Annotated in this window: 19 protein-coding genes; 11 read left to right on the top strand and 8 right to left on the bottom strand. The window is 69.5% G+C overall.

Annotated elements, in window-relative coordinates:
• Positions 1-75: 75 nt before the first annotated feature.
• The 5 genes from FBY35_RS11860 to FBY35_RS11840 all read left to right on the top strand — a co-directional run bounded on the left by FBY35_RS11860 (position 76) and on the right by FBY35_RS11840 (position 6,431).
• A complete protein-coding gene (locus FBY35_RS11860; protein ID WP_142213761.1) occupies positions 76-1,071 on the top strand; it encodes a carbohydrate ABC transporter permease in 996 nt (331 codons plus the stop codon).
• Entirely contained in the window at positions 1,068-1,925 is an 858-nt protein-coding gene (locus FBY35_RS11855) for a carbohydrate ABC transporter permease (RefSeq protein ID WP_142213760.1), read from the top strand. The genes FBY35_RS11860 and FBY35_RS11855 overlap by 4 nt, the downstream gene beginning before the upstream one ends.
• Positions 1,926-1,935: 10 nt before the next feature.
• Complete coding sequence (locus FBY35_RS11850; RefSeq protein ID WP_142213759.1) at positions 1,936-3,495, top strand: glycoside hydrolase family 3 protein; 1,560 nt, start codon at positions 1,936-1,938, stop codon at positions 3,493-3,495.
• Positions 3,496-3,569: 74 nt separating this feature from the next.
• Positions 3,570-4,616, top strand: coding sequence for an SIS domain-containing protein (locus FBY35_RS11845; protein ID WP_142213758.1), 1,047 nt, complete (start codon positions 3,570-3,572; stop codon positions 4,614-4,616).
• Between the two features lie 342 nt (positions 4,617-4,958).
• Positions 4,959-6,431 carry a PAS domain-containing sensor histidine kinase gene (locus FBY35_RS11840; RefSeq protein ID WP_142215024.1) on the top strand — a complete coding sequence of 491 codons (1,473 nt, stop codon included), beginning with the start codon at positions 4,959-4,961 and terminating at the stop codon, positions 6,429-6,431.
• 151 nt (positions 6,432-6,582) lie between these two features.
• Here the strand turns inward: FBY35_RS11840 and FBY35_RS11835 are convergent, their stop codons facing one another.
• Both FBY35_RS11835 and FBY35_RS11830 read right to left on the bottom strand, forming a co-directional pair.
• The gene (locus FBY35_RS11835; RefSeq protein WP_003953983.1) at positions 6,583-6,840 is read right to left on the bottom strand and encodes a WhiB family transcriptional regulator; all 258 of its coding nucleotides are present in this window, start codon (positions 6,838-6,840) and stop codon (positions 6,583-6,585) included.
• 319 nt (positions 6,841-7,159) lie between these two features.
• The gene (locus FBY35_RS11830; RefSeq protein ID WP_142213757.1) at positions 7,160-8,128 is read right to left on the bottom strand and encodes a diacylglycerol kinase family protein; all 969 of its coding nucleotides are present in this window, start codon (positions 8,126-8,128) and stop codon (positions 7,160-7,162) included.
• A gap of 69 nt (positions 8,129-8,197) precedes the next feature.
• On the opposite strand from FBY35_RS11830, the gene FBY35_RS11825 reads away from it, so the two are divergent.
• On the top strand, positions 8,198-8,614 hold the full coding sequence (locus tag FBY35_RS11825) for a hypothetical protein (protein ID WP_142213756.1): 417 nt from the start codon (positions 8,198-8,200) through the stop codon (positions 8,612-8,614).
• A gap of 67 nt (positions 8,615-8,681) precedes the next feature.
• On the opposite strand, the gene FBY35_RS11820 is transcribed toward FBY35_RS11825, so the two are convergent.
• The 4 genes from FBY35_RS11820 to FBY35_RS11805 all read right to left on the bottom strand — a co-directional run bounded on the left by FBY35_RS11820 (position 8,682) and on the right by FBY35_RS11805 (position 12,087).
• Positions 8,682-9,623: an RNA polymerase sigma factor SigF gene (locus FBY35_RS11820; protein WP_399208249.1), complete on the bottom strand. Its 942-nt coding sequence runs from the start codon at positions 9,621-9,623 to the stop codon at positions 8,682-8,684.
• Entirely contained in the window at positions 9,620-10,033 is a 414-nt protein-coding gene (locus tag FBY35_RS11815; RefSeq protein WP_018845530.1) for an anti-sigma regulatory factor, read from the bottom strand. The genes FBY35_RS11820 and FBY35_RS11815 overlap by 4 nt, the downstream gene beginning before the upstream one ends.
• A 493-nt stretch (positions 10,034-10,526) precedes the next feature.
• Complete coding sequence (locus FBY35_RS11810; RefSeq protein WP_142213754.1) at positions 10,527-11,486, bottom strand: 1-aminocyclopropane-1-carboxylate deaminase/D-cysteine desulfhydrase; 960 nt, start codon at positions 11,484-11,486, stop codon at positions 10,527-10,529.
• A gap of 10 nt (positions 11,487-11,496) precedes the next feature.
• Positions 11,497-12,087, bottom strand: a complete 591-nt coding sequence (locus FBY35_RS11805; protein WP_186356918.1) for an N-acetylmuramoyl-L-alanine amidase — start codon at positions 12,085-12,087, stop codon at positions 11,497-11,499.
• Positions 12,088-12,332: 245 nt separating this feature from the next.
• On the opposite strand from FBY35_RS11805, the gene FBY35_RS11800 reads away from it, so the two are divergent.
• From FBY35_RS11800 to FBY35_RS11785, 4 genes are all read left to right on the top strand, one after another.
• Complete coding sequence (locus FBY35_RS11800; RefSeq protein ID WP_142213753.1) at positions 12,333-13,757, top strand: family 2B encapsulin nanocompartment shell protein; 1,425 nt, start codon at positions 12,333-12,335, stop codon at positions 13,755-13,757.
• 96 nt (positions 13,758-13,853) lie between these two features.
• Positions 13,854-14,885, top strand: coding sequence for a family 2 encapsulin nanocompartment cargo protein polyprenyl transferase (locus tag FBY35_RS11795; RefSeq protein ID WP_142213752.1), 1,032 nt, complete (start codon positions 13,854-13,856; stop codon positions 14,883-14,885).
• 37 nt (positions 14,886-14,922) lie between these two features.
• The gene (locus tag FBY35_RS11790) at positions 14,923-15,231 is read left to right on the top strand and encodes a hypothetical protein (RefSeq protein ID WP_142213751.1); all 309 of its coding nucleotides are present in this window, start codon (positions 14,923-14,925) and stop codon (positions 15,229-15,231) included.
• A 49-nt stretch (positions 15,232-15,280) separates the two neighbouring features.
• Positions 15,281-15,724: a DUF6304 family protein gene (locus FBY35_RS11785; protein WP_186356917.1), complete on the top strand. Its 444-nt coding sequence runs from the start codon at positions 15,281-15,283 to the stop codon at positions 15,722-15,724.
• 45 nt (positions 15,725-15,769) lie between these two features.
• Here the strand turns inward: FBY35_RS11785 and FBY35_RS11780 are convergent, their stop codons facing one another.
• Positions 15,770-16,237 carry a group II truncated hemoglobin gene (locus FBY35_RS11780; protein WP_142213750.1) on the bottom strand — a complete coding sequence of 156 codons (468 nt, stop codon included), beginning with the start codon at positions 16,235-16,237 and terminating at the stop codon, positions 15,770-15,772.
• An 80-nt stretch (positions 16,238-16,317) separates the two neighbouring features.
• Positions 16,318-16,983, bottom strand: coding sequence for a snapalysin (gene snpA / locus FBY35_RS11775; protein WP_142213749.1), 666 nt, complete (start codon positions 16,981-16,983; stop codon positions 16,318-16,320).
• A 192-nt stretch (positions 16,984-17,175) separates the two neighbouring features.
• Between snpA and FBY35_RS11770 the strand changes: the two genes are divergently transcribed.
• Complete coding sequence (locus FBY35_RS11770; RefSeq protein ID WP_142213748.1) at positions 17,176-18,138, top strand: LysR family transcriptional regulator; 963 nt, start codon at positions 17,176-17,178, stop codon at positions 18,136-18,138.
• Positions 18,139-18,147: the final 9 nt, after the last annotated feature.

Raw genomic sequence — 18,147 nt, 5'->3', positions numbered from 1 at the left:
CCTGTGGGCAGGGCCCCGTCACCGCGACGGGGCCCTGCCGTTCGTACCGGGAGAGGGACTGCTGAGGAGCACGGGATGAGTGCCGCAGAGACAACCACCGCCACGGTGCCGCCGACGCGGCAATCGCCACCACCGGGGACCGGCGCAGCCGCCCCCGCAAAGCCCGGCAGGCAGCCGGCCAGAGGCGGGTCGGGACTGCCCTGGCTGCTGCTCGCGCCGTGCCTGCTCGTCCTTCTGCTCGTCCTCGGTTATCCGCTGGTACGGCTGGTCACGCTCTCCTTCCAGAAGTTCGGCCAGCCTCAGCTGTGGGGCTTCAAGGACCCGGAGTCGGTCGGCTTCGGAAACTTCTCCAAGATCCTCGGTGACAGCGAGTTCTGGACCGTCGTCGTGCGGACCGCCGTTTTCGCCTTCAGTGCCGTGGTGCTGACCATGGTCATCGGCATGCTGGTCGCCCTGCTGCTGCAGCGCGTCTCCGGCTGGGTGAAGACCCTGGTCAACATCGCGCTGGTGGCGAGTTGGGGCATGCCCATCATCGTCGCCACCGCGATCTTCAAGTGGCTCTTCGACGCCGACTACGGCGTACTGAACTGGCTGCTCTCCCGGCTGCCCGGGGTCGACATGATCGGCCACAACTGGTTCGCCAGCGGCCCCCAGGGCCTCGCCGTGATCATCCTGCTGGTCGTCTGGGGAGCCGTGCCTTTCGTCGTGATCACGCTCAGCGCCGGCCTCACGCAGGTGCCCAAGGAGCTCGAAGAAGCCGCCCGGCTCGACGGCGCCGGCGCCTGGGGCGTCTTCCGTTTCGTCACCCTGCCGATCCTCAAGCCCATCATCGTGATGCTGACGACGCTCTCGGTGATCTGGGACATGGGCGTGTTCCCGCAGGTCTTCGTGATGCGCAACGGACATCCCGAGGCCGAGTTCCAACTGCTCACCACGTACTCGTACGACAAGGCCTTCGTCGTCAACGACTACGGAACCGGCTCGGCGATCGCGCTCGTCACGGTGATCCTGCTGCTCGGTGTGGTCGCGGTCTACATGCGCCAGATGCTCAAGATCGGAGAGGTGGAGTGACTTCGACCGCCGCGGCTCCCGCCGCCACCCGCCGTCCCAGGAAGAGCCGGCTCGGCTGGAACCTGCTCGGCCTCCTCGTCTTCGTCACCGCGGGCTTCCCGGTCTACTGGATGCTGAACACGGCGTTCAAGCCCGCCAAGGACGCCATCGACCCCGACCCGCACTTCTTCCCCAACGTGTTCACGACGGACAACTTCCGCCGTGCCCTGGACATCGCCGACTTCTGGGGGCCGGTCGGGCGCAGCCTGACCGTCTCGCTCGTCGTGGTCGTCATCGGCATCGCGGTCGGCATGCTCGCCGCGCTCGCGATATCCCGCTTCGCCTTCCGCGGCCGCAAGATCGTGATCGTCGGCATCCTCGCGGTCCAGATGATCCCGCTCGTCGCCATGATCATCCCGGTCTTCCTCCTGCTGAACGACCTCGGCCAGTACGACAGGCTCACGGGCCTGATCATCACCTACCTGACCTTCATCCTGCCCTTCACCGTCTGGACGCTGCGCGGATTCATCGTCAACATCCCCAAGGAGCTGGAGGAGGCGGCGATGGTCGACGGCTGCACCCGGACCGGCGCCTTCGTCCGCGTGGTCTTCCCGCTGCTCGCCCCGGGCATGGTCGCCACCTCGGTCTACGGCTTCATCCAGGCGTGGAACGAGTACCTGTACGCATTGATGCTGATGAGCCAGCAGAACCAGACCGCCACCGTGTGGCTGGGCAACTTCACCACCAAGAACGGCACCGAGTACGCCCCGATGATGGCGGGCGCCACGATGATGGCCATCCCCATCGTGATCCTCTTCCTCCTCGTCCAGCGCAAGATGGCCGCGGGTCTGACGGCCGGCGCAGTGAAGGGATGACGCCGTTTCCATGACAACTCTCGTACGCACAGACACCCTGACGCGCGACGCCCTCGCCGTCCTCCAGCCGGGTTTCGTCGGAACCACAGCCCCTGACTGGCTCCTGCGCCGCATCGGCGAAGGACTCTCCGCCGTCGGTCTGTTCGGCCGCAACATCCTCTCGTCGGAACAACTGGCGGCACTTACCGTACAGTTGAGGGCCGAGCGGGACGACGTGCTCGTCGCGATCGACGAGGAGGGCGGAGACGTCACCCGCCTGGAGGTACGCACGGGCTCCTCCTTCCCCGGCAACTACGCGCTGGGCACGGTGGACGACACGGACCTCACCCGGGCAGTCGCGCGTGAACTGGGCCGCCGGCTGGCCCAATGCGGCGTGGACCTCAACTGGGCGCCGTCCGCGGACATCAACTCGAACCCGGACAACCCGGTTATCGGTGTACGGTCCTTCGGCGCCGACACCGCGCTGACAGCCCGCCACACCGTCGCGTACATCGAAGGCCTCCAGGCCGCCGGAGTCGCCGCCTGCACCAAGCACTTCCCCGGACACGGTGACACCAACGTGGACTCGCACCACGCGCTGCCCCGGATCGACGTGGGCCTCGACACATTGCACTCCCGTGAGCTGGTTCCTTTCCGCGCGGCGATCGCGGCGGGTTCCAAAGCGGTGATGAGCGCGCATATCCTGCTTCCTGCGCTCGACCCGAACCGCCCGGCGACGCTGAGCCCGCAGATCCTCACCGGTCTGCTGCGCGAAGAGCTGGGCTACCAGGGCCTGATCGTCACCGACGGGATGGAGATGCAGGCCATCTCCGCGATGTACGGGATCGAGCGCGGCTCCGTCCTCGCGATCGCTGCGGGTGCTGACGCGATCTGCGTCGGCGGCGGCCTGGCCGACGAGGAGACCGTACTGCGGCTGCGCGACGCGCTGGTCGCGGCTGTACGGGACGGCGAACTGTCCGAGGAGCGGCTGGCCGACGCGGCCGCGCGGGTGCGCGCGCTCGCCGACTGGACGCGACGGGCCAGGGGGGCAGGAGGGGGGCCGGGCGCGGCTTCAGAGGTGGGGGTCTCCCCGGCGAAGCCGGGGGGAGCGACCGCGCCCGGCACAGACGTCGGTCTTCACGCCGCACGGCGCGCCGTACGCGTGACAGCGGCGGAGCCCTTCGTTCCGCTCACCGGCGCCCCGTATGTCGCGGCCCTCACCCCCGTCGCGAACATCGCCGTGGGGGACGAGACTCCCTGGGGCGTGGCGGCCGAACTGGCCGCCGTCCTCCCGGGTACGACGACCGACACCTATGCCGCCGCGACCGATGTCTCGCCCCTGGTGGCACAGGTGCTGGCCGCTGCGGGCGACCGTAGGATCGTCGCTGTAGCGCGCGACGTCCACCGCCACCCCTGGATGGCGGACGCCCTGGACGCCCTGATCGCGGCCCGTCCCGACACGGTCGTGGTCGAGATGGGCGTCGACCGGGCCGAGCCGAGGGGGGCCCTGTACATCGCGACCCATGGCGCCGCCCGCGTCTGCGGACGGGCCGCCGCGGAGGTCATCACCGGCAAGGGCGCCGGGGCCTGACCGACGCGGATCGTGCGGTGTCCGGGCCGGCCTGTCCGTCCCGGCCCGGAAAATGCCACAGGGAGGCACCTCGTATGTCCACAAAGCCGGGCGAGATCATGGCCGGCGAGATGGCGGAGCAGCCCGTGGTGCTGCGGCGCATCCTGGAACAGGGCGCGCCGGCGATCCGCGAGGTGGCGGCTGCCGTCGCGGCGCGCAGCCCGCGCTTCGTACTGCTCACCGCGCGCGGTACGTCCGACAACGCCGCGCTGTACGCGAAGTACCTGCTCGAGATCCGGCTCGGTCTGCCGTGCGGGCTGACCTCCATGTCCACGACCACGGCGTACGGCGCGCGGCCCGACCTGACGGACGTTCTGGTCATCACGGTCAGCCAGTCCGGAGGTTCGCCGGACCTGGTCGCCTCGACGAAGGCGGCCCGCGAGGCGGGCGCGATCACGTTGGCGGTCACGAACAACCCGGGCTCTCCGCCGGCGGCGGTCTCCGAGTTCCACATCGACATCCTGGCCGGTCCGGAGAAGGCGCTTCCGGCGACCAAGTCGTACACGGCGTCGCTGCTCGCGCTCTACCTGTTCGTGGAGGGCCTGAGGGGCGGTGACGGCGTGGCGGCGAAGGTCCTTCCCGACCTGGCATCGCAGGTCCTCTCCCGCCAGGACGAGGTACGGCACCTGGCCTCCCGCTACCGCTTCGCCGAGCGGATGGTGATCACGTCGCGGGGCTACGGCTACCCGACGGCGAAGGAGGCCGCGCTGAAGCTGATGGAGACGAGCTACATCCCGGCGCTCTCGTACTCCGGCGCGGACCTGCTGCACGGTCCGCTGGCGATGGTGGACAACATCTCCCCGGTCATCGCGGTGGTCACCGACGGCAGGGGCGGCGAGGCGCTCCAGCCGGTCCTGGACCGCCTGCGCGACCGCGGCGCGGACCTCGTGGTGGTGGGCCCGGCAGCTCAGGCCGAGGCGGCCTCGGCGGGCTTCGTCCTGCCGACGGAGGGCGTCCCGGAGGAGCTTCAGCCGATTCTGGAGATCCTGCCGCTGCAACGGCTGGCGTACGAGGTGACGATCGCCCGGGGCCAGGACCCCGATGCGCCGAGGGCCCTGGCAAAGGTGACGGAGACACACTGAAAACCCGCGGGCCGCGGCGCCTGACGGGACCCTCAGCCCGTCCGGCACCGCAGCCCGGAGTTGCTCCGGCCGGCAGGTGTGCGGTCCCGCGCGGCCGGTTGGAGGCCTCGACGCAGTCAGGGCAGAGAGCGCCGGAGGCCTCGGTCCACCCTCCTGTGCGGGGAGGGCGGAGGTATCAGGGTCCGGGGGTCGCCCCCCGGCATGATGCACGTTGATTCATTCTGGACTAGACCATTCTCCGCTGTCCATCCATCTGCAGAGCATAGTTCTCGTCCGATCCTCCGGCACGGGCGGGCAACTCGACCGGTTCATACCGCAGGTACGCTCACAGATGTGCCCTCCATGAACGACCTCGTACGCCAGCACACAGCCCTGAGTGAATCCGACCTCGAGTGGCTCCATCTGCTGGTCTCGGAGTGGCAGCTGCTCTCCGACCTCTCCTTCGCCGACCTCGTTCTGTGGGTCCCCACCCGCGACGGCACCCGCTATGTCTCCGTGGCCCAGATGCGGCCGAACACCGGCCCCACCTCCTATCAGGACGACATGGTCGGACATCTCGTTCCCCGCGGCCGGCGCCCATTGCTCGACGCCGCGCTCGACGAGGGGCGGATCGTGCGCGAGGGCGACCCGGAGTGGCGCGAGGAGGTGCCGGTACGGGTCGAGTCCATCCCCGTACGCCGTGACGGCCGCGTGCTCGGAGTCATCGCACGCAATACGAATCTGCTGACCGTACGGACCCCGTCCCGGCTGGAGCTCACCTACCTCCAGTCCGCATCCGACCTTGCCCAGATGATCGCAGCGGGCTCCTTCCCCTTCCCCGGCCAGCAGGTCGACATGGACGCGTCCCCGCGTGTCGGCGACGGGCTGATCAGGCTCGACGCCGACGGCGTCGTCCAGTACGCGAGCCCCAACGGCCTCTCCGCGTACCACCGCCTCGGCCTCGCCTCCGACCTCGTCGGACACCACCTCGGCCAGACCACGGCCGAACTCGCCCCCTCCCGCGGTCCGGTCGACGAGGCCCTGGTCAAACTCGCCAGCGGCTACGCGCCCCGCGAGACCGAGGTCGAGGGCAACGACGGCGTCATCCAGCTGCGCACCATCCCGCTCAAGCCCAAAGGCGCCCATATCGGCTCCCTCGTCCTGCTGCGCGATGTCACCGAACTGCGCCGCCGCGAGCGCGAGTTGATCACCAAGGACGCCACCATCCGGGAAATCCACCACCGGGTGAAGAACAACCTCCAGACGGTGGCCGCGCTGCTGCGGCTCCAGGCCCGGCGGATGGATTCCGTACGCGGCCGTGAGGCGCTCAACGAGGCGGTGCGACGTGTCGGTTCGATTGCGATCGTGCACGAGACGCTCTCCCAGAATCTGGATGAGCGCGTCCAGTTCGACGAGATCGCCGACCGGGTCATCGCGATGGTCGCCGAGATCTCCCCGGGCAAGGTCGACTGCCGTCGTACGGGCCGTTTCGGCATTCTCGACGCCGAGGTCGCGACCCCGCTGTCGATGGTCCTGACCGAAGTGCTCCAAAACGCCCTGGAACACGCCTTCGCGCAGGGGGAACACGGCTCGGTCGAGGTCGCGGCGGTACGCAGTGACCAGCGCACCGACGGCCGGCTGCTGATCACCGTGCAGGACGACGGCTGCGGACTGCCCGAGGGCTTCGACGCGCAGCGGGCCGGGAATCTGGGCCTTCAGATCGTACGGACCCTCGTGGAAGGGGAGTTGGGCGGCGGCTTCGACATGGTGCAGGTGCCGGAGCCGGGGCGGGGCACGAGGGTGGTGCTCGACATCCCCGTCCAGGGCGACAAATAAGCGATGAGCCCCGGACCGTGGCGGTCCGGGGCTCGAAGCTTGTTTGCTCACGCTGCGATTGCGCATCGGGGGCACTGCGCGCTGCGGCTCGGGGGCGGTGAGTGCGTACTCTCTGTACGCGCCGCCAGAGCCCAGGCTCGTATCAGGGGCTTCAGGCGCTGGCGTTACGCGCCCGGTTGCGAGCGGCACGGCGCTTCATTGCGCGGCGCTCGTCCTCGCTGAGGCCACCCCAGACGCCGGAGTCCTGGCCGGACTCGAGCGCCCACTGCAGGCACTGCTCCATGACGGGGCAGCGACGGCAGACGGCCTTGGCTTCCTCGATCTGCAGCAGCGCAGGACCAGTGTTGCCGATGGGGAAGAAGAGCTCGGGGTCTTCCTCGCGGCAAACGGCGTTGTGACGCCAGTCCATGGCTGCTACCTCTCCTTGGTATTACATGCACGTTGCTTGTGAATGTGAACGCTTTCACGAATCCCCCCGCAAGGGAAGGGCCGACTGCCAGTCGCACTGGCGTGGTCCTGAAGTTCTGAGGAGGGGTTCTGGCGGTCTGTGGGGCCGATGTTGCGGGCCGTCCCGATCGCCATGTAGAGATTCGCAAACCTCGGCGGCGGATACAACCCCTTCCGGAAAGTTTTTTTTGATTCCTCGGTGTCGACTAGGTCACAGCCGTACTTCTATGGGGTGGAGCCCAGTCCGTACGTTCGAGATAAAGGACTTCCGGCCCTTCCGCTCACACAATCACACGCAGTGCACGGCGTACGCCTGTGAACGTCACGCTGGTGCGCAGTCCCAGGTGGTCGCCGTCCATCTGGAACGGGAGCGGAACCTTTGAATTCAAGGTGAAGTCCGTCAGGTCATGGAGAGTCACCGCGTGCTTGCCACGTGGGCCGCGCTCGGGGGTCGAGGTGAGCAGCTGGGTCGCGTAACGGGTCACGGCCGCGGTCGACAGCTTGGACAGCGCAACGACGTCCAGGGCCGTGTCGAAGGAAGCCTCCGGGGAGGCGTACACCGGCCGATTGCCCAGGTAGGTCCAGGGGGTGGTGTTGCAGATTATGGACAGCACGAGATTGCTGACCGGGTCCTCGCCGGGGCGCTCGATCGTGATCGGGCCGTGCCGGCGGTGGGGCTCGTCCAGAAACTGGCGTACCACCTGGCGCATATAGAGGGCGTGCGTCGACCGCTTGCCGCGCTCCCGCTGCTGTTCGACCCGGCCGATGACGCTCGCGTCGAAACCGAGTCCGGCGCAGAAGGTGAACCAGCGGGCCGGGACACCCTCGTCCTCCGTGCCCGGGGTGCCGGCCGCGAGGCCGAGGCCGACGGTGCGCTCCGTCCGGTCACGGAGGGCGTCCAGGATCGCGCCGGTCGCCTCCACGGCGTCGTTCGGCAGCCCGAGGGCGCGGGCGAAGACATTCGTCGAGCCGCCGGGGACGACGGCGAGGCGGGGGAGGCGGTCGGGGTCGGGGCCGTCGTGCAGCAGACCGTTGACGACCTCGTTGACGGTGCCGTCTCCGCCGAGGGCAACGACTAGCTCGATGTCGTCCGAGTCGGCGGCCCGGCGGCCGAGATCGCGGGCGTGTCCGCGGTACTCCGTGGTGACGGCTTCCAGCTTCATCTCGCTGGCCAGAGCGTGGATCAGTACGTCACGGGTGCGGGCACTGGTGGTGGTTGCTGCCGGATTGACCACGAGAAGTGCGCGCATGCGCAGCAGCGTACCCAGTGGTGTGTACCTGGCCCAGCCCAGGGCTGGCACGACGGCTACCCTGCTGGAATGAGCACTGACCAGACCCCCCGCCCCGCCCGCCTGACCGCCGCGGCCGCGGTGTCCGGCCTGGAAGGGCTGGCACTGGTCGCCGGCGGCGCCTACATGCTCGTACTGGGTCTCCTCGGCCGGCCGGACAGTCCCTCGCAGGCGGAGATGGGCGGGGTGACGCTTGTCGCACTCGGCGCGATTCCGCTGATCGCTGCGAGGGGTCTGCTGCGCGCCCGCAGCTGGAGCCGGGGTCCGGCGATCATCACGCACCTGATGGCACTGATCCCGGCGTGGACGCTGCTGCGCTCCTCGGGCGCGCTGATCCCGGTGGGCATGGTGCTTGGGGCAGTGGCGGTCACAGGCCTGGTGCTGCTGGTGAACCCGGCGGCGGCGCAGGCACTGGGAATCCGCGGCGCGGGGGACGCGCGGCGGTAGCGGGCCCGGGTGCGGGCCGCGCCACCGCGGGGCAGCCTCAATCCTCCACGCGCAACTCCTCCACGTCCTACTCCTCCACCAGGAGCTTCTCCCGGAGCTGTGCCAGTGTTCTGGCGAGGAGGCGGGAGACGTGCATCTGTGAGATGCCCACCTCCTGCGCGATCTGCGACTGCGTCATGTTGCCGAAGAACCTGAGCAGCAGGATCCGCTTTTCCCGCGGCGGGAGGTCTTCCAGCAGCGGCTTCAGTGACTCCCGGTACTCCACGCCCTCCAGCGCCTCGTCCTCCGCACCCAGCGTGTCCGCCACCGCCGGCGACTCGTCGTCCGTGTCGGGGACGTCCAGGGACAGCGTGGAGTAGGCGTTCGCGGACTCCAGGCCCTCCAGGACCTCCTCCTCCGAGATGCCCAGGCGTTCGGCCAGTTCGTGGACCGTCGGGGAGCGGCCGTGCTGCTGGGACAGTTCCGCTGTCGCCGTCGTCAGGGCGAGCCGCAGTTCCTGGAGGCGCCGCGGTACCCGCACCGCCCATCCCTTGTCACGGAAGTGGCGCTTGATCTCGCCGACCACCGTCGGGGTCGCGTATGTCGAGAACTCGACACCGCGCTCCGGGTCGAACCGGTCCACCGACTTGATCAGGCCGATCGTCGCGACCTGTGTCAGATCGTCCAGCGGCTCGCCGCGATTGCGGAAGCGCCGGGCCAGGTGCTCGACCAGCGGCAGATGCATCCTCACCAGCCGGTTGCGCAGCTCCGCCCGCTCCGGCGAGCCGTCGGGCAGCTTGCGCAGCTCGATGAACATCGCCCGCGCCCCGCTGCGGTCATGTGGATCGTGGTGCTGCTGCTCGTTCACGTGCTCGCTCATACGGTCCGCCTGCCCTGCCTGCGCCTGCGCCTGCTCCGCCGCGGCCGTCTGGCCGTCCAGCCCGTCCTCCGGGTGCGGCCGCGCCTGCTGCTCCGGGAAGCCCGTCACCGCGGGTGGCTCCTTCCGCACCGGACCGTCCCCGTCCCTCACGCCGGACCGGGTCCCGCGCCGCGCTGTTTGTACAGGCTGATGGAGACCGTACGGTCGTCGGCGACCGATGAGTCGACCTTGCCCGCCAGCGCGGAGAGCACCGTCCAGGCGAAAGTGTCACGCTCCGGCGCGCGCCCATCGGTCGTCGGTGCCGAGACCGTGACCTCGAGCGAGTCGTCGACGAGCCGGAAGACACAGCTGAGAACGGAACCGGGAACGGCCTGCTGAAGCAGGATCGCGCACGCCTCGTCGACCGCGATCCGAAGATCCTCGATCTCGTCGAGGGTGAAGTCCAAGCGCGCCGCGAGACCGGCCGTGGCCGTACGCAGCACGGACAGGTAGGCACCCGCAGCGGGCAGCCGGACTTCCACGAAGTCCTGAGTCCCGGGCTCGCCTGCGATCTGGGACACCCTCACCTCCAAGGTGGCACAAGCTCAACGGGGCTACGGGAGGGGAGATCCCGGAGCCGTAGCTACGTTCTCGTACGTAGCCGGTACTGGCCCGGCGACGCTATCGCGATCCATAGTGCCCTGTCGCCGGGACCCCCAGTCGGTGGCTGTCACTCATGGTAAGCATATGAGTACGCACAGTGGCTAGAGGTCTGCAAGGCCTAATTATGAGGAACCGGCGGAGGGTTGACGTACCCACGCGTCAGACGGTCGAACCGTCGGCGGAGCACCGTCGCCAGGGAGCGCCCGGCTCCCCGCCCTCCACGCACGTCTGGCTCTGCGGCACCGGCTGAGGGCTGAGGGCGGGGCGGTTCTGCTACGGGCGGACACTCGCTCATGACTGCCAGATTACGACGCGGGTTACGTGCCCGACCGCACGCTCGACCCGCACATGGTGCTCCAGCCGGTCATGCCGGCGCTGCTGCAGCCGTGGTCCGCGGAGTTCGCGCCGGCCTCAGTCGCCGGAGGCGGCGGCCTGTCGCGAGGGATCCTGACCGGTGATGACCGCGGCGATCGTGGTGCCGGGAGCGAAGGCGCCCTCGGCGGCCAGTGCAGTGAGCCCGTAGAGCATCTTGGCGACGTAGACGCGCTCCACAGGAAGATCGTGACGGGCTTCGAAGTCGTCCGCGAAGGCGGTGAGTTCGGGGGTGGTGCGGGCGTATCCGCCGAAGGTGAAGCGCTCGTCGAGCCACCAGTCGCCCAAGCGGTCGCCGAGGGCTTCGTGCTGGAGGCGGGATATCGCCTCCGTGAGGAAGCCGCCTTCGAGGACGGGAAAGCCTATGGCGCGCCGGCCGGGCGCGAGACCGGCGGCGAGCCCCGCCAGGGTCCCGCCGGTGCCGCAGGCGACGGTGACGACGTCCGCGGCGCCGCTCAGCTCCTGACCGAGGTCGGCGCAGCCATGGACCGCCAGTGCGTTGCTCCCGCCTTCGGGGACGACGTAGACGTCGGCCGGTGTCCCGGCCACGTCGGCGCTCGAAGCGCGGGCCATGTCCATGATCTCTGCCAGCCCGTCCGGCTCGGATTTGCGGCGGTACAGCGAGCGGGAGACGAACACGAGCCGCATGCCGTCCGCCGCGCACCTGGCCAGGGACGGGTTCAGGGGGCGTGAGGCCAGTTCGTCGCCGCGGACGACGCCGGTCGTCCCGAAGCCCAGGAGGCGGCCCGCGGCGGCGGTCGCGCGCAGATGGTTTGAGTAGGCACCCCCGAAGGTCAGGAGCGGGCGCCCCGCTGCCGCCTGAAGGTTGCGGGAGAGTTTGCGCCACTTGTTGCCGGGGAGGTCCGGATGGATCAGATCGTCCCGTTTGATCAGCAGACGTATCCCTCTTCGGGTGAAGCGCTCGTCCTCGACCGCCAGCAGCGGCGACGGCAGTCGCGGCCGCAGGGTGGTGGTGAGGTTGAGCGCTTCCCTGGTCACGCACTCATTGTCACTTCAGCCGGTCATGGATGCGTGCGCGCATGGCGTCCATCGTGAAGCCCCGGGGGTCGATCTTCCCCGGCTGCCATTCGAGATGGCCGATCACCGAGCGGGCGGTCCAGCCGTGGTGGCGGCAGACCGCCGCGGCCGCCCGAGCGATCGCATCCACCTGGACCTCCGGCCAGGGGTCCTGGCCGTCGCCGAGGTTCTCGCACTCGAATCCGTAGAAATGGCGGTTTCCGTCCGTGTTCGCCTCGTTGTCGGGAGGCAGCGCCTTCTCCGCGATGACGGCGTTCAGGACATCGTCGTCACCGAGCCCCGCGTGATTGGCGCGGCCGTAGCCGACGAGATGGACCGTGCCGTCCTTGGCCACGACTCCGTGGCACAGCGGGCCCGGCAGCTCCGCGAAGCCGTCTTTGCACAAACGGACCGTGTTCGCGGTGCCCCTGGTGACGGTGTGGTGGATCATCACGCCGTGCACCGGGCCCCATGGGCCCTTGTGATTGCGGTTGTGCGTGCGCCATTCGCCGACTTCGACGACTGTCAGCCCCTCGTCGCGCAGCGCGTCGAGGAAGCTGTCCGCGGGCATGGGTTCGGACACGACTGTCTCCTTGGGCGTGTGAGTGGAAGCGCATTAAATGTGCCGTACTGCGCTTTTACTCCCAACTCCCGTGGAATGACCATATGTTGACACGAGCGTGCGAACGGATCCGGACAGCGGGCGGCTGGCCGCACCTGCCCCGGCCGATGCCCACCTAGTCCCATCCATTTGTGTAATGGCGCGGCGACTCTCCGTGCTGGAAGGCTTGCGGGCGCAGGTCAGACCCGTGATCGAGAGGGAGTCCCATGTCGGTTGGTTCGGTTGGTTCTGTCGGTGACGAAGTCCGCGAACAGCAGACGCCGAAGCAGCAGAGTCTTGGTACGGCCGCGGCGCGGAACCTTGCGACAACGACGAAGTCCGCCCCGCAGATGCAGGAGATCACCTCCCGGTGGCTGCTGCGCATGCTGCCGTGGGTGCAGGTACAGGGCGGTACCTATCGTGTGAACCGCCGCCTGAGCTACTCGGTCGGCGACGGGCGCGTGACCTTCGTGCAGACCGGCGACCGGGTGGCGGTCATCCCTGCCGAGCTGGCCGAGCTGCCCGCCCTGCGGGAGTTCGACGACGAAGCGGTCTTCACCGAACTGGCGAACCGCTGCGAGCAGCGGGAGTTCGCGGCCGGCGAGGTGCTCGCCACCTCCGGTGCGGCGGCCGACCGGATCTTCCTGCTGGCCCACGGCCGCGTGGAGCAGATCGGCACCGGACCGTACGGCGACGAGACGGTGCTCGGAGTTCTCGCCGACGGCGCGTACTTCGGCGATCACGCGCTCCTCGACGGGGAGGCCCCCTGGGAGTACACCGCGCGCGCCGCGACCGCGTGCACGGCGCTCGTGCTGACCCGGGCCGATGTGCTGAACCTCGCGGAGCGCGCGCAGCCGCTGCGTGCGCATCTGGACGGGCTGGCATCCCTTCCGCACCAGCGCACCAACAAGTACGGCGAGGCGGCGATCGACCTGTCCGCGGGCCATGTCGGCGAAGCCGTCGTCCCGCACACCTATGTCGACTACGACGCGGCGCCGCGCGAGTACGAACTGAGCGTCGCCCAGACCGTGCTGAAGGTCCACAGCCGTGTCGCCGACCTCTACAACCAGCCGATGAACCAGACCGAGCAGCAGCTGCGGCTCACGGTCGAGGCGCTGCGTGAGCGCCAGGAGCACGAACTGGTCAACAACCGCGAGTTCGGCCTGCTGAACAACTGCGACTACGGCCAGCGGCTCCAGCCGCACGACGGTGTGCCCAGCCCAGACGACATGGATGAACTGCTCTCGCGGCGGCGCGGTTCGAAGCTGTTCCTCGCTCATCCGCGTGCCATCGCCGCCTTCGGGCGGGAGTGCAGCAAGCGCGGACTGGTGCCCGACAGCGTGGAGGTGGCGGGGCAGCATGTGCCCGCCTGGCGCGGTGTTCCGATCTTCCCCTGCAACAAGATCCCGATCACCGAGGCCCGGACCACCTCGATCATCTGCATGCGCACGGGCGAGGCCGACCAGGGTGTCATCGGCCTCCAGCAGAGCGGGATCCCCGACGAGATCGAGCCCAGCCTCTCCGTCCGCTTCATGGGCATCGACGAGCAGGCGATCATCTCGTACCTCGTCACGGCCTACTACTCGGCGGCCGTGCTGGTGCCGGACGCGCTCGGTGTCCTGGAGAACGTCGAGGTGAGCCGCTGGCGGTGACCCGGCCCGCCGGGGGCCGCCGAACCGCACCCGCGCCCCCTGCCCCCATTCTCGGAGCACCAGGTCCAACGCCTGGAAAGGACTGCCCGGTTGACCATGCCCGACACCATCGCGGCCGGCGAGGCCGTCGCCCTCCTCGAGCGCACCCGTACCACCGTCCATCCCCATCTGCGCACCACCGTGGAGTCGCTGCCCGGATCCATACGCCGTGTCGCGATGTACCACTTCGGCTGGCAGCATGCGGACGGCACCCCGGCCGCGGACTCGGCGGGCATGGCCATCAGGCCCGCTCTTGTGCTCGCCGCGGCCCGGGCACTGGGCGGGGACGGGCAGCACGCGGTGCGGGCGGCGACCGCCGTCGAGCTGGCGCACAACTTCACGCAGCTCCACGACGACGTCATCGACGAGGACCCCACCCGCGGGCACCGCCCCACCGCATGGACGGTCTTCGGTATTCCGGACGCGATCATCGCGGGCGACGCCATACTCGCCCTCGCGCTGCGTCTGCTCGCCAAAGACCCCCACCCGGCCGCGGGCGCTGCCTCGGAGCGGCTCGCGGCCTGTGTGATCGAGCTGTGCGCGGGGCAGCAGGCGGCCTGCGCCTTCGAGGAGTGTGCGCCGCACGAGGTCTCGCTCGACGACTGTCTCGCCATGGCGACGGCCAGGACCGGAGCGCTGCTGGGCTGTGCCTGTGCGCTCGGCGCGCTCTACGCGGGAGCGGGTGAGGAGGAGGCCGCTGCCATGGACGCCTTCGGCCGGGAGGCAGGGCTCGCCTTCCAGCTCATCGACGATCTGATCGGGATCTGGGGCGACCCGGAGCGCACGGGCAGACCGGGCGGCGCCGATCTGGCCGCCCACAAGAAGTCCCTGCCCGTGGTCGCCGCCCTGACCTCCGGCACCCCGGCCGGGGCGGAACTGGCAGATCTCTACCGCGGCCCCATGAACGCCGCGGCGGTGCGCCGTGCCGCGGAGGCCGTGGACAGGGCGGGCGGCCGCGACTGGGCGCAGCTGCAGGCGGCCGACCGGATGGCCCGTGCAGTCCACGAGCTCGCCCGCGCGGTTCCCGATCCGGCGGCGGCGGGCGATCTGCTGTCCCTGGCGGAATTCGTCACCCGGCGCACGCGCTGAGCTGTCCGGGCTGCCCGTACCGCCATATCCTGAAGGTATGGGCAGCCAAGGACGTGAGATCCTTCACGACCCGCAGGCCGAGCATGTGTGCCCGGCGTGCGGACAGTCTGTCGCCACGGTCGTGAAGCGGCACAAGACTCTCGGGACATTCGTCCCCCTCTGGGGTCCGGGCCCCTGCCACAATCCCGAATGCCCTGCGTATGCCGACACCCAGGGTGAGCACCCGGGCGGGCAGCGGGATGAGCAGCGAGCCCGGCAGGAGGAGGGCCACCCGGACACGCAGCACACCGAGGGGTCCGGGGGTGGGGCGGGCGACGAGCCCGGCGCCCCGGTCGGGACCACTTGAGGGATCCCGCCTGTTCAGCGGAGGGCTGCGTAGCGCTACAGTCCGCGCCATGTCATCGGAGTCGACGGAAGTGTGGGCGGGCTGGTACCGCGACCGCACGGGCGCGGAAGCGGTCACGATCGCCGCAAGCGGGCGCCAACTGCGCACGTGTATCAAAGGTGTTGAGTATGAAGGGGAGACCTTCGCCGCTCTGGCGCCGGTGGGCGCACACGGGGTGCTGTCCTCCTGCGTACTGGAGTGGGACATGCCGCTGCCCGTGCAGTGGGACGGAAGGGTCGAACACGCCACGCTCAGCTGTCTGTTGACGCTCGGCGAGCCATCGCAGGACGGCGGGTCGATCGAGCGTGCGGACCTCAATCTGACCCTGCACTACGGGGGAGCGGCATACGAATCCGGTGTCGCCGGCGGCGACTTCGGCGATGCGCTCGGCCGGATACGTGGGCAGCTGCCGGCGGGCGCGGAATTGGTGGTGCGGACACCGGTGGGTGCCTGACGCCACACGGGACGGCCGCAAGGTGACAGCCGTACGGTGACGGCCTCAGCGCAGGCCCTTCCAGCCCCAGCGCGGGGTCGGGCCGGGATCGCCGAGATCCGTGCCCACCGGGTCGGCCGAGACCGACCGGGCGATCTTCGTACCCCAGTCGAAGTACTCCACCACCCGGCGGCGCAGCAGCTTGTCGTCCGGGAGCTCCTTCTCCACCGCCGCGGTCATCAGCTCCATCCAGCGCAGTCGCTGCTCCTCGGTGATCGAGAGCCCGAGGTGGGCGCGGAGCAGAGTCTGGTGGCCTCCCAGCTCGGCGGTGAAACGGGCCGGGCCGTCGAAGATCTCGGCGAGCCAGACGGCGACATGCTCGATATGCGTGGGCGTGAAGTCGGCGAAGACGGGGGCGAGCAGCGGATCGGCGAGGACCGCGTCGTAGAAGGTGTTGCTCAGCCGCCGGAGGGCGTCCATGCCGCCCACGGCCTCGTACAGCGTCTCGGGACGCTCACTCGGGCTCGTCGTCATGGGGCAAGCCTAAGCGCGAAGCGGCGGAGGGGCGCCCCTCACTTTCGTGGAGGGACGCCCCGGCGTGCGTGGAGATCCGGTCAGGAGACGCGGGCGATCGCCGCCGCCAGGCCGTTCGCCCACAGCCGGTTCACACGGGAGCTCTCCTGCGCGTTCGGGTAGGCGTTCTGGCAGGACGGGCCCGGGCCGCCGCCCGACATCAGCTCGCTGCACGGGCCCGAGTAGTGGTCCGGCAGGCCCAGCACGTGCCCGGTCTCATGGGCCGTGACGCGGGTGGAGTTGTACTGCTGGTTCTGCCGGTAGTCGAGGAAGATGTAGCCGCGGCCGTGCCCGTCGGTGCTCGCGTACGAGCCGCGGGAGTCGTTGCCTTCGTAGTACCGGAAGTCGGGGCTGCTGCCCTCCTGGAGCTTCACATTGCTGACCGAGCTGTTCCAGATCTGGGTGCTGCGGGATATCTGGCTGCGGAAGCTCGGGGCGTTGTTCGTGCTGTAAATGACGGTCACGGCCTGCGCGCCGGGTTTCGCGGCGCGCTTCTCCGCGACCGACTTCACGACGGCGTCGAAGAATGCCTTGGTCGCGTTGGCGTCCTCGGCGGACCCTTCGTAGGCGGCGTACGACTGGGTGGCGGCCTCAGGGGAGTTGGCCGGCGTGCCGGTGTTCGTGGCGGCGGTGGCGGGAACCGCGCTCAGCGCAGCGGCGAGACCGAGGCCGAGTGCGGCGGAGAGTAACGTTCTCTGGTGACGCATGTGGGGGGCTCCTGCGTGTCCGGTGAACTCCTACGAGTGGGGTTCGGTACGGCAGAGTTTCGGGGAGCCGGCCCCTCTCGGGGATGATGTCAATGGCCGATAACACGAGCGCATCGCCGTGTCCCGGTCAGTCCTCTGCGCCCCAACCGCAGTGTCTGGTGTGACTGTTGGGGCTGGCTTTACCCTCTGGTCATGGAGCTCGAGGTGAGGCACCTCCGTGCGCTGTGCGCCATAGCGGACACCGGCAGCCTGCACAAAGCCGCCCGGCAACTGGGCGTCAGCCAGCCGTCCTTGACCACCCAGCTGCGGCGGATCGAGAACTCCCTGGGAGCGCAGCTCTTCTCGCGTGAACGCACCGGCTGTCGGCCGACCCCGCTCGGCCGATCCGTCCTGAGCCGTGCCCGCCCGCTGCTGGCCGACATGGCCGCCCTGGTCGTCGAGGCCAAGGCGTCCGCCGCCCGGGCGGGCGGCCCCAGGCTGCGCATCGGCTCCACAGCCAGCCGGGCGCTTGCCGGCTGGCTGCGCCGATTACGCCAGCGGCTGCCCGGCACCGATATCTCGCTGCATGTGGATGTCTCCGCAAACGCCCTGCTCAGGATGGTCGCGGCGGGCCAGCTCGACGTGGCCTTCGTGCACGAGGTGGAGGGATGCCCCCTCCTGGTCCCGGACGCACTGTCGTCACGCGTGCTGGTCGAGCGCGAGCCGCAGTTCATCTCCATGGCCCATGACCATCCGGCCGCCGCCATGCCCGTCGTGGAACTCGCCGACCTGGCCGAGGACCGCTGGATGGTCGATCCGACGGTGGACGGCGAGTGGGACGGCCTGCGCCGCGTTTTCAGCGCCGCAGGCCTCAACCCGCGGATTTTGCACGGCGATTACCACACCGCGGCCTCTCTGATCGCGATCGGTGAGGCGGTGGCACCCTGCCAGCCGACCTCGGGCCCGCGCGAGGACATGGCGATCCGGCCGCTGCGGGGCGACCCGCTCGCCGTACGACTGCTGCTGTTCCGAAGACCCGCAGCCTGCGAGGAACTGCACGAGGCGGTGTACGCGGAACTGGCGGCGGCCTACCGGGAGGTGGCGCTGCGCGCGGCCGCCTACCGGCAGTGGCTGCGGCGGCACAAGAGTCCACTGCTGCCCGCACCCGCGGCCTGACCTGTGTTC

It is taken from the genome of Streptomyces sp. SLBN-118 (genome assembly GCF_006715635.1).
Taxonomy (GTDB): domain Bacteria; phylum Actinomycetota; class Actinomycetes; order Streptomycetales; family Streptomycetaceae; genus Streptomyces.
Note: the sequence above shows the minus strand (reverse complement) of the source record. Positions and strands in the feature narration are given on the sequence as shown.